Origin of the sequence: Flavobacterium araucananum (assembly GCF_002222055.1) — a bacterium.
GTDB classification, from domain to species: Bacteria; Bacteroidota; Bacteroidia; order Flavobacteriales; family Flavobacteriaceae; genus Flavobacterium; species Flavobacterium araucananum.
Genome location: NZ_MUGS01000035.1, coordinates 29,530 through 44,849 on the forward strand (window position 1 = coordinate 29,530; position 15,320 = coordinate 44,849).

Consider the following 15,320-nt stretch of genomic DNA (forward strand, 5'->3'; position numbering starts at 1 on the left):
TTTATGTTACAATTAGTAACAAAAAACGCTAACCTAAGTTAGCGTTTTCTTTTTCTGGTTGCCATATATTCTTCGATAGCTTCTTTGGTAGTATACCAATTTCGACCTTCTTTATAAGCGTCTATTTTTCCGGTTCTGGCCAATAAACTAACGTATTCCTGACCATAAGGGGCATTTGGCTCGCTTACAATATTTTGTATGGGCTGATAATCATAAGTGCTTCCCGGCATCGAACTTAAGTATATGTTGAGTGTGCGCTCTAAAGCCTGACACATCAAAAGGGTAAGTTTTTGATAATTGCCAGTATTAGCCTGATTTAATGCTTCGTAGTATTTCTTTCTGTCATTTTTTAGAATAATAGCAGGCGGAAAACCACAACGCATTAATAATAAATTCATACTTAAACGAACGGTTCGACCATTTCCATCAAAGAAAGGATGAATCCAGACTAATTTATGATGGTATATGGTTGCGAGTTCAATATCATTTAATCCTAAAGGGTTTATATTGATAAAAGCTATTAATTCGTCAAGATAATCTGAAACTTTATTCGCATTTGGCGGCATAAAATTAGCTCCTGAAATACGAACACCTCCATTGCGCAAGCGTCCTGCAAAATCATCTTCTATAGAGCGTAAGACCAAACCATGAATCGATAAAATATCGATGCTTCGCAGGTTGTAATTTTCATCTACAATGGTATACAAATAATCAATTGCTTTATCATGATTGTGTGTTTCAAAATGTTCCCGAAGCGATTTTCCTTTTATGGTAATTCCTTCCTGAATCACCATTTGGGTTTCACGCAAGCTCATAGTGTTTCCTTCAATACTGTTAGAATTGTAGGTCCATTCGAGAGATAAACTTTCGCGAATTTTATGTAAAGCAATGTTGGGCAATGGTCTGCTGTTTTGCAAATCAAGCCTTTTTTGGTACAATCGATCAAATGTTGATTGAAATTCTTCTCTGTATGTTAAGTCTATATTCCACATAATCCCACAAAGATACTTCTTAATATCGGGTAATTCAATTTTTTAACTTATCCGATATTAACGCTATTCAATTGTCATTGAACGAAGTTTGGTTCTGTAGGCTTCAAGTGCTATAGATTTAGAAATAAATCCAAAGTATTTTTCATTTCGTAAAACAGGCAGAAAGGCTGTTTTTGATTGTTCGAATTTACTCATTACGATTTCCATACTGTCATTCGATGAGATTGTAGTGGGGGGTACTTTCATAACATCTTTGATCAGGGTATACTTTACACGATAATTATTAAAGATAATTTCTCGAATATCGTTAAAGTGAACAATCCCAACAAGATCTTTATCGTTGTTAACTACAGCAAATACAACTTGGTTAGAATGTGAAATAAGGTCTACTAATTTGCTTAGATTTTCATCAGGGTGAACCGTCAGATAATCACATTGAATAATGGTATCAATATCCAGAGTAGAAAGGATGTTTGAATCTTTATTACTCGTAAAAGCGTGCCCTTTTTTGGCAAGACCTTTTACATCAAGAGAATATTTTTCGAAACGTTTAGAAATAGCAAAACTTATCGAAGAAACAATCATAAGCGGAATCATCAGGCTATAACCTCCGGTGATTTCAGCGATTAAGAAAATAGCGGTAAGTGGCGCATGAAACAATCCGCTCAGGATACCGGCCATTCCAACCATCGTAAAATTACTAATTGGTAATTTTGCTAAACCAATAAGGTTGATAAATTTGGAGAAAAAATAGCCCAGATAGGATCCTAAAAATAGCGATGGAGCAAAATTTCCTCCGTTTCCGCCACTACCAATCGTTAAACCTGAAGCAAATACTTTTACCATCATCGTGCATCCTACAAAAAGGAGTAAAACCCACTGATTGTTTCTAAAATCTCCAAATAAAGTATTGTCTAGTATTTTTCCCGGATCAGATTCAGAAAGTGTCTTGATGCTTTCGTATCCCTCTCCAAAAAGAGTTGGAAAAATAAAAATAAGCAATGCTAAAAGGGAAGAACCAAACAAAGCTTTTCTATACGGGCTCATTTTTGATTTCGAAAAATAGTGTTCAACTCTTTGAAAATTTCGAGCATAATAAACCGCTATAAATCCGGTTAGCAATCCTAATAAGACATAAAAAGGAATATTATGATAGTTAAAAGCTTCTTGTTTTTTGAAGGAAAGTAAAATGGTTTCATCCAATAAAATTGCCGAGACCAAAGCACCTGTTGCAGCAGAGATCATAATTGGCGTAAATGCCGAAATACTCACATCAACCAGTAAAACTTCTATAGCAAAAAGAACTCCGGCAATTGGAGCATTAAAAGCGGCAGAAATTCCGGCTGCAACACCGCAACCAATAAGTAACGTTCTGTCTTTATAAGGTAATTTATAATTCTGGGCAAAGTTAGATCCAAAAGCTGCTCCCGTAATTACGATAGGACTTTCTAATCCCGCAGACCCTCCTAAACCAACGGTCAAAGAGCTCGTAATAATTTGGGCATACATTTGCTTTTTGGGTATAATGCTCGCTTTTTTGGCAACGGCATACAAAATCTGTGAAGTACCTTTTTCGATACTTCCGTTTAGAATTCTTTTGACCACAAAAACCGTCAATACAATTCCGATAATTGGAAGAATACTGTTAATGAAACTCAATTTTAGAATTCCGTTGATATAAGTTGCAAAAGAGAAAACGCTATGGGCAAAAGTTTTTAAAACGATTACAGCCAATGAGCACGAAACACCAATTAAAACACTTGATAAAAAAATAAATTGCTTTGGGGTCATTAATGATTGTGCCAAAGCGATGATGCTTTCTAGTCTTCTAAAATATTTTTTTAGCATTCTGTTTGTAAAAAGTTAGGAAAACCACAAATTTAACTCATAATGTTTTAATATAAATAAAAATACGCAACTAAATTAAAAACCAACCGCAGTATCGTCTCCACGAAAATCTGCGCCGCCTTCGAGTTTGTTGTCCGGTAGCACTAAAATACAATCTAATTTACCAATTACCGGCGTATTTTTTTCATTGATTAGATATCCTTTTGCTTTAAGCTTATCAATTGTTTTTGTGTCAAAAGCATTGGGTTCGAAAGTAATTAGATCCGGTAACCATTGATGATGAAAACGCGGAGCATTTACAGCTTCCTGCATACTAAAATTGTATTCGTAAACATTTAAAATAGCTTGAAGTACAGTAGTTATAATGGTCGACCCGCCAGGAGAACCAACAACCATAAATAATTTCCCGTTTTTTTCGACAATTGTTGGAGTCATAGAACTTAACATTCTTTTTTGAGGAGCAATGCTATTTGCTTCATTTCCTACCAGACCAAACATATTTGGAGATCCTGGTTTAGCACTAAAATCATCCATTTCGTTGTTTAAAAAGAAACCTAAATCATCACAATAATATTTTGAACCGTAACCATCATTTAGCGTCGTTGTTGCAGCAACTGCATTTCCTTGTGCATCGACAATCGAATAATGGGTCGTTTCGGTGCTTTCGTTAAAATTTACTTTTCCTTCTTTGATTTCTGATGATAAACTGGCTTTGTTGACATCAAAATTCGACATTCTGTTTTTTAAATACGTATCAGACAATAAACCGTTAATTGGAATTTTTACAAAATCAGGATCTCCTAAAAATTGGCTTCTGTCAGCATAGGCACGTCTTTCGGCTTCTACAATTACCTGAATAGATTCTTCAGAATTATGTCCCATCTTGGATAAATCATAAGGAGCAATCATTTTCATGATTTGTGCCAGACATATTCCGCCACTACTAGGAGGTGACATCGAAGTGATTTTTAAATCTTTATATTTAAATTGCAAAGGCTTTCTCCATTTAGCTTCATATTTAGCTAAATCCTGGAGCGTAATAATTCCACCTTTCTTCTGAAGATAATTCACTAAAATTTTAGCAGTTTCGCCTTTATAAAATTCATCTCTTCCATTTTTTGCAATTCGTTTCAATGTATTTGCCAGAGCCGGATATTTTATAGTATCATTTTCTTTAAAATTGCCTGCCAAAAGTGTATTTGGACCGTTTATTTTTACAATAACATCATGATAATCCTGAAGTCTTTTTTCCTGCTTTTTGGTTACAACTACACCTCTTTCTGCTAAAGCAATAACAGGTTTCAAAATTTCGGACATGGGCAAAGAACCTAATTTTTTATGTACAGCAAAAACACCTGCAATAGTTCCCGGAACACCAATAGCCAAAGCTGTTTCGGTACTTTTACCTTTAATAACATTTCCCTCTTTATCCAGAAACATATCTTTTGTGGCAGCCAATGGCGCTTTTTCGCGATAATCTAAAGAACCAACTTCGCCATTTGCTTTTCGATATACCATAAAACCACCACCACCAATATTTCCGGCATAAGGATACGCAACCGCAAGAGCAAGCTCTGTCGCAACCATAGCATCAAAAGCATTTCCTCCTTTTTGTATAATTTCTGCCCCAACTTTTGAAGCTTCCTGACGTGCAGAAACAACCATGGCTTTTGTGGTTACCAATCCGGTAGGTTTTGCAGTTTGTTGCGCAAAACTACAAATAGAAATAAAGCTGAATAATAGTGCTATTCTTTTCATAAAAATAATCGTATTTTGTTTTTATAGAATCGTATTGATTTTATAAGGTGAGTAATTTTTGTTTGGCATGTTGTTTAATATCTTCAAAAAAAAGGGTGAATTCCTGTTCAAATTCAGCATAAAATTCAACAAGTTCTTCGCTTGCAAATTGCATTTTTGAGATATTTTTAGACCTTCGATCCATTTGAGTCAGAATTTGATGAATTCCTTCGACAGTCTGATAACTCAAAAGCCAGTTTCTTTCGATCATATAAGGCATTAACCCCTGGGTTCTTTCGGTCAGGATATCATAATTATTATGCAACGATTGGTAAAACCGATTAATAAAATCCTCCAGCTTTTCATCGGAGTATTGGGTCCAGTTTTTGGCTAAAAAATGATCGTAAATTATATCTACAATTACACCGGCATAATGATGGTATTTTTCATGTAAACGCTTGGTACTTTGTCTAAAAACATCATGCGAGTCAGTATAAGTATCTATCGAGCGATGCAAAATAATGCCCTTTTGTACTTCTTCAGGAAAATGTTCAAACTGTTTCCCGCGAATTCCATCAGCCATAAAATTGCCAATTTTAATTAGATCATTGTCTCCGGACAGATAAATGTGAGCTAGGAAGTTCATTTTTTTTGAAGTTTCTAAGGTTCTGAGGTGCTAAGTTTCTAAGTTCTCTCTTGTAAAAGTATGAAAACTTTTTTAGATCAGTTTTATGTTAAGGCTTTACATTATAAACTTTATATGCTACTTTGATTTAAAATCTTAGAACCTTAGTAACTTAGCCTCTCAATAACTTTTTTTAAAATTCTTAGCGACTTAGCAACTAAGAACCTTAGTAACTTTTCTATATTTGTAACTGGTAACCATAACTCACAAAAATGACTTTAATAAAATCGATATCAGGAATACGAGGTACAATTGGTGGAAAAGTAGGAGATAACCTGACTCCTGTAGATGCTGTAAAATTTGCATCGGCATACGGTACTTTTCTAAAAAATAATACATCAAAAGAAAAATTAACGGTTGTAATTGGTCGTGATGCCAGAATCTCCGGACCAATGATCCATAACCTTGTTGTAAATACTTTAGTAGGTTTGGGAATTAATGTAATTGATCTTGGACTTTCGACAACGCCAACTGTAGAAATAGCGGTACCATTGGAAAAAGCCGATGGTGGAATTATTTTGACAGCTTCTCATAATCCAAAACAATGGAATGCTCTGAAATTACTGAATGAAAAAGGAGAATTTTTGAGCGGTGATGAAGGGGCTAAAATTCTTGAAATTGCTGAGGCAGAAGCTTTCGATTTCTCGGATGTAGATAATTTAGGCGAAATCACGATAAATGATGCCTATATGGATATTCATATCGACGAGGTTTTAAACTTGCCACTAGTAGATGTTGAAGCGGTAAAAGCAGCAAAATTTAAAGTAGTTGTTGATGGGGTAAACTCTTCAGGCGGAATTATTATTCCGAGATTATTAGAATTAATGGGCGTTGAAGTAGTAAAATTATATTGCGAACCAAACGGTCATTTTCCGCACAATCCGGAACCTTTAAAAGAACACTTGACAGATATTTCTGAACTGGTAGTAAAAGAAAAAGCTGATTTAGGAGTCGTTGTCGATCCTGATGTAGATCGCTTGGCTTTTATTTGTGAAGACGGAGAAATGTTTGGAGAAGAATATACGCTGGTAGCTTGTGCTGATTATGTTTTGAGTAAAACTCCCGGAAATACAGTTTCGAACATGTCATCGTCCCGTGCTTTGCGTGATGTAACAGTTGGACACGGCGGAAAATATGAAGCCAGTGCGGTAGGCGAGGTGAATGTAGTCGAATTAATGAAAAAAAATAATGCTATTATTGGTGGGGAAGGCAACGGCGGAATCATCTATCCGGAATCTCATTACGGAAGAGATAGTTTGGTAGGAGTGGCATTGTTTCTTACTCATTTGGCCAATAAAAAAATCTCTGTTTCGGCATTGCGTGCTTCATATCCGGAGTATTATATGAGTAAAAATAAAATTGAATTAACACCTCAAATTGATGTGGATGCAATTTTAATAGCAATGACAGAAAAATATAAAAACGAAGATATCACAACAATCGATGGTGTAAAAATTGATTTTGCTTCTGAATGGGTACATTTAAGAAAATCAAATACAGAACCTATTATCAGAATTTATACTGAAGCACCATCTCAGGAAAAAGCAGATGTTCTGGCACTTCGAATTATAGATGAAATAAAAGCAATTGCCGGAATTTAAATTGTAGCAATTCAGGAAATAAAAACACCTCTTTCGTTCATTTGAAAGAGGTGTTTTTTTATGCAGAAACCTGAGGTTTTAGTTTTTTATAATTTTCAGGGACTTTACTGTAGTGCCATAAGTAGCGGTTACAATATAAACTCCGCTGGAGAGTTTGTCGCCTATTTTAATATCTTCATTTGTAAAATAGGCATCAGAAGAATAGCAAATACTACCTTTCATGTCTACTATCTTTAAAATCAAAGGTTCTGTATCAGTAGATTTTATATGAAGTGTTGCCTGACTTTTTATTGGATTAGGATAAATCGTAAAAAAATCTTTTTCGGTCACAGGATCATTTATGCCCAAGGTTACCGCTGCTGTTACATCAATATAATTAAAGCTCATATCATTTGATTTGAATTTAATTTTTAAGTAAACTTCTCCTCCGGGTAATACAATTCCGTTTACCGTTTTATTAGTAAAAGTTTGTGTTCCTCCTGTTGCAGGAAATGTTTCATCTGTTTTAACGACTATATCATTTATCAAAACATCAAATTTTCCGGGAGCTGTTAGGGATGCCACTCTAAAGTTTAAATTGTATGTTCCGGGATTGTCAACTTGGAGCATAAATTCATTCCAGTCGCCCAAATCAATCAAAGATACGTTTTGTCCTGTTCCTGAATCTGTAGTATTCTGTAAACTGGTTCCTTTTCTTCGGTAATGTTTATTGGCGATTATTCGACCCGGAATGTTCGTTTTTTTAGACGTATAAGTAGTATTTATATAGTCAGTTCCAATAGGTTTTAAAACTCCGCTTTGCGCAGCTAATAATTGTCCTTCCAGCATATCTGTCCAGGTAGGATCAACCCTTCCGGTAAACCATGAATAACGGTAAATATCAGGATCGTTTTCAAAACTGGTTATGATCTCTTTCATAAACGTTGTTTTTTGATCGGCAGTCTGAATTACTCTGTTCGCAAATTCTGTAACCCAAACAGGGCGATTGTATTTTTTTAGAAGTCCTGTAACGCCAATAACAGAACCCGATGAGCTATCATAAGTATGAAAAGCAATATAATCGACTTTACAATCCGGGCATAAAAGAAAAAATTGATCGTGCCACGCAACCGGACTTGTATAACCTCCGTAATTACTGGGTCCATTAAAAGCCGGTGAAGCACTTACGATTTCCAGATTTTTAGCGGCAGCAATTTTTTCAACATTCTTCCAGGCATTTACAGCTTCCTGAGGAGTTAGTCGTGCGCCATCATTAAAATTAGGCTCATTAAAAGCAAGTAAATATTTTGCTCCGGGCTTTATTTTATTGATAAAAGATTGTACATCAGTATCGCTTACCTGTCCCCATGCCATTGGGACATATTCTACGCCAATAGCCGCATAATTGGTGTTTGTGTCATTTTCCGGCAAAGATCCCCAGTTGTACCACCACGAGATTCCGGGTTTCAGTGCAAGTAAATCTGCGGTCGAGTTTTTTCCGTAAGCTATTCCGCGTTTGGGGCTTTGAGCGAAAGTAACCATGGAAAAACATACAAGTAAAAAAGAAAAACAGCTGTTTTTTGTCATAGGTAAATAATTTAGATTTGAGTAGGATTTATCATGTCAAATATAAGTCGTTTCCCTAATTTATGATTTTAGGCTGGCCAGAAAAAAATATTACAAAAACCCATCAAAAGCTTTATTTCCGGTATAAAACAAGAAGTTTTTTGGATTCAGATATTTTTACAAAACAAAAAATCCAAAAAAGTAATAGTGTCTTTTTTGGATTTTAATTTTTTTGATGAAAATATTATTCAACACGATGTTTCCATCTTTTGTGTGTCCATAAATAATATTGAGGAGCTTGATAAATTTGTTTTTCAACCTCTCTTAAATACTTTTCAGTAATTTCGAAGTTTTCGTATTCTTTAGGATTATCGGCTAATGGTACAATAGTAGCTTCATAATAGCCTCTTGCTACTTTGTTTACCTTTACAAAAATAACACTCAAATCGTATTTTTTAGCCAGCATTTCGGCTCCGGTATGAACAGGAACTTCAATTCCCATGAATTTCATCGAATGAAAAATTCGGTCTAATTTAGGCGATTGATCACTTGCTAATCCATAAAGGCTTAAAATTCCGTCACGTTGGTTTTGTGCCATCAGCGGAATTGTTTTTCTGGTTTCGACTAATTCAGCATCATATTTCGAGCGTATTTTTCTAATTAATTTGTCAAAATAAGGATTGGCAATTTTTTTGTAAACGCCAATTCCTCTAAATTTAATACGTTTGTTAATAGTCAAAAGCCATTCCCAGCTGGCATAATGTGAGGCTACAAGAACAACACTTTTTCCTTTATTTTCATATTCACGAAGAACTTCAATATTGGTAATGGTAAATCTCTTTTCCATTTCTTGGGGAGTAATGCTCATTGTTTTGATCATTTCCAGAAACATATCACACATGTGCTGATAAAATTTCTTTTCGACTTCTTTTCGTTCAGCATCACTTAAATGAGGTAAAGTAAGAGCCAGGTTTTCCCGAACCACTTTTTTACGGTAGCCAACAATTCTATACATAATAAAATATACAAAATCAGATAACCAATAAAATAAACGAAAAGGAAGTATAGAGATAAGCCAAAGTAAAGGATAGGCTAATATATAAACGAGAAATTGCATGTAAAATTTTTTTACAAATATAAAGTAAAAATGAATAACCACCGATATTTTGGCCGGACGCTAACATATGTTTAAGAATGACTATATTTACATTTCACATTAAATGTTTTTTATGAATACCATTTTAATAGCAATTATAATTGCTAATGTTCTGATTAGTTACAAGGGCTTTAATGATCTTTCTTTTTTTAGAAAATACGAATTTCATGTAGGAAGTATTCGTTCCGGTGAGCAAATCAGAATGCTTTCATCAGGTTTTTTGCATGTTGATATTATGCATCTGGCTTTTAATATGCTAACACTTTGGTTTTTTGCGCCGGTGGTTATACAGTGGTTGGGTACGTTTTCTTTTGTTCTGGTTTATTTTGGAAGTTTGATTTTTGGAAGTTTACTCACCATGTTATTTCATAAAAACGACTATAGTTACAGAGCAGTTGGGGCATCGGGAGCAGTGACAGGAGTTTTATATTCGGCTATATTATTGCAACCCGATATGATGTTGGGAATCTTTTTTGTCATTCCAATACCGGCTTATTTATTCGGAATTTTATATTTATTGTATTCCATTTACGGAATGCGCGCCAAAAATGATAATATTGGACATACAGCGCATTTTGGCGGAGCTATAGGTGGTTATTTGATTACTTTGATAAAAGAACCATCCCTAATTGTAGATCATAGTTTGATGGTTATACTATTGGCAATTCCTATTTTAATACTTTTTGTATTAGCAAAATTGGGAAAATTATAATGCTGGCACAACTTTTGAAAGATCATTCTCAAATAATTTAAATATAACAAAAATGAAGAAAGTAGTATTATTTTTAACAATCATGTTTATGACTATGTCTTACGCTCAAGAGATCAAACAAATTCCTCAAATCAATGTAAATGGGGAAGGCAAAGTAAAAGTAGCACCTGATCAGGTTTGTATTTCAGCAACTGTTGAAACAAAAGGGAATAATGCTAAAGATGTCAAAAAACAAAATGACGAAAAAATCGATGCAGTTTTAAAATTCATCAAAAAAATGAATATTTCTGCAGTAGATTTCAAAACCAAACAAGTAGCTCTTAATCCGCAATACGATTATGAGAAAAAGAAAACTTCTTATAATGCTACTCAAACAATAGAAATTGTATTAAAAGATTTATCTAAATACGATGAGTTAATGGAAGGTTTGGTTCAGCAAGGCATCAACCGTTTAGACAGAGTTTCTTTTGAAACTTCAAAATTAGCGCAACTTCAATCAGAAGCTAGAAAATTAGCTATAAAAGATGCTAAAGCAAAAGCAGAAGATTACGTTTCTGTGTTAGGACAAAAAATTGGTAAAGCAATCACTATTTCTGATAACTCGCAAGTATACCACCCACAACCAATGTATGCTGCTATGAAATCAATGGCAATGGACAGCAACGGTGGAGCTGAAAATGATACCTTGGCAATTGGAGAAATCGAAGTAACTGCAAATGTAAGTGTAAGCTTTATTTTAGACTAAAGAGATATAAGTTCCTATCCCGAAACCCTCGGTATATAAAATCCAAATCCCAATGTAAAAATTGGGATTTGGATTTTTTTATGCTTTTATTTTAGAAGTACAAAAAATTTAAAAACCATATTTTTTGGTTTATTCACAATGATATTTTTAAATTATTGCTATTTTTAGTTGGTAATTATGCTTTTTTGGCAAACTAAAAAATACCATCATTTAATCTAATAAACCTTGAAGAATTTTTTTATAAATCTGACTTTATTAATGGGATTTCACCTACTTGTTTTCGCACAGGAAAATCCGGTTAAATTTCTTGATATATCAGATGGTTTGTCTAATAATTCAGTGACTACAATATTTCAGGATAGTGATGGTTATATGTGGTTTGGAACGTATGATGGATTGAATAGATACGATGGCTACAATTTTAAGGTTTTTAGAAATAGAATCAACGATAGAAAATCATTGCCATTCAATACAATTTATAATATCGAAGGCGATTCTAAAAAAAACATTTGGGTTGGTGGTGCCAATGGAGTTTGTGTTTACAATAAAAGCAATGCAACATTTAATCTGGTCGAATTTACTTTCGAAAATAAAAAACCAAAAGCTCTAAAAGACATTATTCATCAAATACGATCTGTTTCGGATAACTTGGTATTAATTGCTTCTCAAAGTTTAGGGCTTATAACTTTTGAAGATGGTTCTTTTGTTGGAAAACATCTTCCATTAAAACATCTTGAAAATAAAATTAGTATCAACAATTATGATGCAATTGCCCTTCAGGACGATAAAAAAAATCAACATTGTTGGGTTTACGTCCGGAACGTTGGTGTTTGCAGTTATAGTTATTTCCTGAAAGATTTAAAAGTAGTTTTTCCTGTTTCTAAGGAAGTAAAATCTATGAAAATGTCTTTTGATGGAAATCTTTGGTTAGGAACTGATGAGGGGCTTTTTCTTTTGAATACCAAATCAGGTTCAATTTCTGAAAATTATCTTCATGACAAATGCAGCGTTACAGATATTCTTCTGGACAAGAAAAAAGAAATCTGGATTACAACAGATGGTTGCGGGATTTATAAAGTGATCGAAAGCAGTAAAACAGCTATTTCGCACAATGCCTTAAAAGAAAATCAATTAGCAAAAAGTAATTCGGTTTGGAGTCTGTACGAAGATAAGTCAGGAAATAAATGGTTTGGTTCTTTGCGCGGCGGGATCAGTATGCTGAGCAGTACGCCTAAATATTTTAAAAGCATACGATATAATGCAAATGATCCTTCAGAAAACTTTATTCTGTCTTTTTGCGAAGATGAAAAAAAAAATATATGGGTAGGTACAGATGGTGCAGGCTTAAAATACTGGAATAGAAAAAACAATACCTATACAAATTATAATAATAAGCTTTCGAGCACTTTTATTACCGGAATAATTCGGGATAACAATAATGATATCTGGCTGTCTACCTGGGCGGGTGGCATCAATAGAATTAACACAAAGAATAATTTGGTTGCGCATTATCAATGCTATAATCCTTATACCAAACAAGCAGAGAAAAATATTTGGTTTGTCTACAAAGATTCAAAAGCCAATATTTGGGCAAGTGCCACAAACGAAGGTTCCTTATATCTTTTTGATCGCTCTAAAAACAATTTTGAATTGTTTGATAAATCCATCACTAATTTGCAATGTCTAACCGAAACCAGTGACGGAAAGCTTTGGGGAGGAAATTATGCGACATTATTTGCTATCGAAAAAACAACCGGAAAAATCAATAGAGTAACAATAGGAAATCCTATTAGATGCATTCATGAAGACACCGATAAAAATCTTTGGCTAGGCACTCAGGAAGGTGGATTATTATTGTTTGACAGAAAAACAAATACCTTCAAAAGATTGACAACAGATGATGGATTGCCTTCAAACACCATTTTAAGGATGCTCGAGGATAAAGATGGCAACTTATGGATGAGTACTTATAACGGAGTGTGCAGATTTGATAAAAAATTAAAAACCTTCCGTAATTTTTCTGTAAATGATGGACTTCAAAGCAATCAGTTTAGTTTTAATGCAGGCTTAAAATTATCAACCGGAGAATTTTTGTTTGGAGGAATAAACGGATTTAATCTCTTTTTTCCCGAAGCAATAAAGGGATTTAATCAGAAGAATAATTTATTGCTAACAGATTTTTATGTAAACAATCAACCGATTGAAGAAAGCAAAGCCGATTTAGTTTCAGAATGGAATTTGGGTAAAATCAAAGAAGCAAGCCTGCCTTATGATCAAACAACTTTATCGCTCGAGTTTGTTGCATTAGATTATAATAATGCCGACAAAATAAATTATGCTTACTACTTAGAAGGCTGGGACGAGCAATGGAATTATGTGGGTCAGGCACGAAAAGCAAATTATTCAAGGCTACCGGAAGGAAAATATATTTTTAAAGTAAAAACAACCAATTTTAAAGGCGGTTGGAACAAAGACAAAAATCTAATTACAATTATTGTTCTCCCGCCCTGGTACAGAATCTGGTGGGCTTATACCTTGTATTTATTAGCAGGCATTGGAGTTGTTTTTGCTTATATAAAATACAATAAAAATAAGGAAAAACTAAAGTATAAAGTAAAAATTGCCGAATTAGAAAGTAAGAAAGAAAAGGAAATCGCAGAGAAACAATCGTCTATGTTTACCTATATTTCTCATGAATTTCGCACACCGCTTTCGTTGATTATAAACCCGCTTAAAAAAGCAGTTCAAAAAGAAAGCGTTCAAAATGGCTCTTCGGGAAGCGATTTGGCAATTGCACATCGAAATGCCAGACGACTATTAAGTCTGGTCGATCAGTTGTTGCTTTTTCGTAAGGCCGAAAATGATGCCGATTCACTTAGATTGTCGACTATCAATGTTAATAGCCTTTGCAACGAAGTGTATCAGTGTTTTGTAAATCAGGCAAAAGAGAAAAACATTAATTATAATTTTAATATTCCGGATTATGGTATTGAAATTATAGGAGATTACGAAAAAATTGAAATTTCGTTATTCAATCTAATGTCTAATGCTTTTAAGTATACGCAAACAGGAGGAGAAATTAATCTTAGGCTTGCAGAAAATGAACAAGAGGTTGAGCTCGAAATCTCTGATAACGGTGACGGAATAGCAAAAAAAGATATTGATGTTATTTTTGAAAAATTTAAACAAATAAATTCAAAAGTATCTGTTGGAACCGGTTTTGGAATTGGACTTTATATTGTAAAATATTTTGTAGATAAACACAAAGGAACCGTAAGTTGTATTAGTGAAATTGGGAAAGGCAGCGTGTTTAAATTAACGTTTTTAAAAGGAAACCGCCATTTTGCCAATATTGAAATTACGAATATTGTACCACAAAGAAGCCAGTTGTTTAACGAACTTATTGTAGATGAAATAGACGAAAACAATTCGTTTTCTAATACTGTTTCAGAAAATGATTTTCAGAAAATAATGCTTACAGACAAACGTACTGTTTTGATTATTGATGATAATGCAGAAATAAGAGGGTATCTGATCAAATTATTTTCTGAAACCTATATCGTTTATAGTGCAAAAAATGGTGAAGAAGGGTTAAAATTGACCAAAAAATACCTGCCGGATTTAGTAATAAGCGATATTACGATGGATGAAATGGATGGTCTTGAATTGTGCCGAAAAATCAAAGAAAATAGTGCATTGTCTCATATTCCGGTAATATTATTAACGGCATCCAAAAATCCCGAAACCCATCTTCAGGGAATAAGTGATGGCGCCGATGATTATATCACAAAACCATTTGACGATGATATACTCGTGGCTCGCGTAGAGTCGTTATTAAAGAACAGAAGTAATTTACGTAAATACTTTCTAGACAGTATTACACTTAAAGAAAATAACCAGAAAGTTCCGGTTGAATATCAGGAAATCTTAAAAAAGTGTATTGATATCGTAGAATCTAATATCCATAAAAGAGATTTTACAATCAAAAACTTTGCCCTCGAGATGGGCATGAGCCACAGAACGTTATATACTAAAATTAAAATTATCTCAGGTCAAACCCTAAATGCCTTTATACGTTCGGTTAGAATTAGAAGAGCTGCCATGCTAATGCTCACGGAAGATATCAATATTACCCAGGCAAGTGCTGAGGTTGGTTTTGAAGATCCTAAGTATTTTAGACAGCAATTTGTAAAACTTTTTGGAATGACGCCTTCAGAATATATCAAAAAATATAAGAGTTCTTTTAACTCTGATTTGAATATTATCAAATAAGTCTCCCGGGTCTAAATGATAATTGGT

The 15,320-nt window shown here is 34.0% G+C and carries 10 protein-coding genes; 4 read left to right on the forward strand and 6 right to left on the reverse strand.

Features of this window, described 5'->3' with window-relative positions:
• Window positions 1-38 precede the first annotated feature (38 nt).
• The 4 genes from B0A64_RS16355 to B0A64_RS16370 form a co-directional block, all read right to left on the reverse strand.
• Window positions 39-992, reverse strand: coding sequence for a Fic family protein (locus tag B0A64_RS16355; protein ID WP_089480575.1), 954 nt, complete (start codon window positions 990-992; stop codon window positions 39-41).
• Between the two features lie 63 nt (window positions 993-1,055).
• A complete protein-coding gene (locus B0A64_RS16360; protein ID WP_089480576.1) occupies window positions 1,056-2,840 on the reverse strand; it encodes a chloride channel protein in 1,785 nt (594 codons plus the stop codon).
• Window positions 2,841-2,915: 75 nt separating this feature from the next.
• Window positions 2,916-4,598 (reverse strand): gamma-glutamyltransferase, encoded by a 1,683-nt coding sequence (gene ggt, locus B0A64_RS16365; protein ID WP_089480577.1) that lies wholly within the window; start codon window positions 4,596-4,598, stop codon window positions 2,916-2,918.
• 40 nt (window positions 4,599-4,638) lie between these two features.
• Window positions 4,639-5,223 (reverse strand): acyl carrier protein phosphodiesterase, encoded by a 585-nt coding sequence (locus B0A64_RS16370; protein ID WP_089480578.1) that lies wholly within the window; start codon window positions 5,221-5,223, stop codon window positions 4,639-4,641.
• A 251-nt stretch (window positions 5,224-5,474) separates the two neighbouring features.
• Here B0A64_RS16370 and glmM point away from each other — a divergent pair, with 251 nt between their 5' ends.
• Window positions 5,475-6,863: a phosphoglucosamine mutase gene (gene glmM, locus B0A64_RS16375; RefSeq protein ID WP_089480579.1), complete on the forward strand. Its 1,389-nt coding sequence runs from the start codon at window positions 5,475-5,477 to the stop codon at window positions 6,861-6,863.
• 78 nt (window positions 6,864-6,941) lie between these two features.
• Here the strand turns inward: glmM and B0A64_RS16380 are convergent, their stop codons facing one another.
• The gene (locus tag B0A64_RS16380; protein ID WP_089480580.1) at window positions 6,942-8,429 is read right to left on the reverse strand and encodes a glycosyl hydrolase; all 1,488 of its coding nucleotides are present in this window, start codon (window positions 8,427-8,429) and stop codon (window positions 6,942-6,944) included.
• 223 nt (window positions 8,430-8,652) lie between these two features.
• A complete protein-coding gene (locus tag B0A64_RS16385) occupies window positions 8,653-9,525 on the reverse strand; it encodes a lysophospholipid acyltransferase family protein (protein ID WP_089480581.1) in 873 nt (290 codons plus the stop codon).
• Window positions 9,526-9,637: 112 nt separating this feature from the next.
• On the opposite strand from B0A64_RS16385, the gene B0A64_RS16390 reads away from it, so the two are divergent.
• From B0A64_RS16390 to B0A64_RS16400, 3 genes are all read left to right on the forward strand, one after another.
• A complete protein-coding gene (locus tag B0A64_RS16390; RefSeq protein WP_089480582.1) occupies window positions 9,638-10,276 on the forward strand; it encodes a rhomboid family intramembrane serine protease in 639 nt (212 codons plus the stop codon).
• Window positions 10,277-10,328: 52 nt separating this feature from the next.
• On the forward strand, window positions 10,329-11,021 hold the full coding sequence (locus tag B0A64_RS16395; RefSeq protein WP_089480583.1) for an SIMPL domain-containing protein: 693 nt from the start codon (window positions 10,329-10,331) through the stop codon (window positions 11,019-11,021).
• A 258-nt stretch (window positions 11,022-11,279) separates the two neighbouring features.
• Window positions 11,280-15,293, forward strand: a complete 4,014-nt coding sequence (locus tag B0A64_RS16400) for a two-component regulator propeller domain-containing protein (protein WP_165769835.1) — start codon at window positions 11,280-11,282, stop codon at window positions 15,291-15,293.
• Window positions 15,294-15,320 lie beyond the last annotated feature (27 nt).

Excerpts from the sequence above, each read along its gene's own strand:
- B0A64_RS16395 (WP_089480583.1), top strand. The coding sequence starts at position 10,329 with ATGAAGAAAGTAGTATTATTTTTAACAATCATGTTTATGACTATGTCT.
- B0A64_RS16370 (WP_089480578.1), bottom strand. The coding sequence starts at position 5,223 with ATGAACTTCCTAGCTCACATTTATCTGTCCGGAGACAATGATCTAATT.
- B0A64_RS16380 (WP_089480580.1), bottom strand. The coding sequence starts at position 8,429 with ATGACAAAAAACAGCTGTTTTTCTTTTTTACTTGTATGTTTTTCCATG.
- B0A64_RS16355 (WP_089480575.1), bottom strand. The coding sequence starts at position 992 with ATGTGGAATATAGACTTAACATACAGAGAAGAATTTCAATCAACATTT.
- B0A64_RS16400 (WP_165769835.1), top strand. The coding sequence starts at position 11,280 with ATGGGATTTCACCTACTTGTTTTCGCACAGGAAAATCCGGTTAAATTT.
- glmM (WP_089480579.1), top strand. The coding sequence starts at position 5,475 with ATGACTTTAATAAAATCGATATCAGGAATACGAGGTACAATTGGTGGA.
- B0A64_RS16390 (WP_089480582.1), top strand. The coding sequence starts at position 9,638 with ATGAATACCATTTTAATAGCAATTATAATTGCTAATGTTCTGATTAGT.
- B0A64_RS16360 (WP_089480576.1), bottom strand. The coding sequence starts at position 2,840 with ATGCTAAAAAAATATTTTAGAAGACTAGAAAGCATCATCGCTTTGGCA.
- B0A64_RS16385 (WP_089480581.1), bottom strand. The coding sequence starts at position 9,525 with ATGCAATTTCTCGTTTATATATTAGCCTATCCTTTACTTTGGCTTATC.
- ggt (WP_089480577.1), bottom strand. The coding sequence starts at position 4,598 with ATGAAAAGAATAGCACTATTATTCAGCTTTATTTCTATTTGTAGTTTT.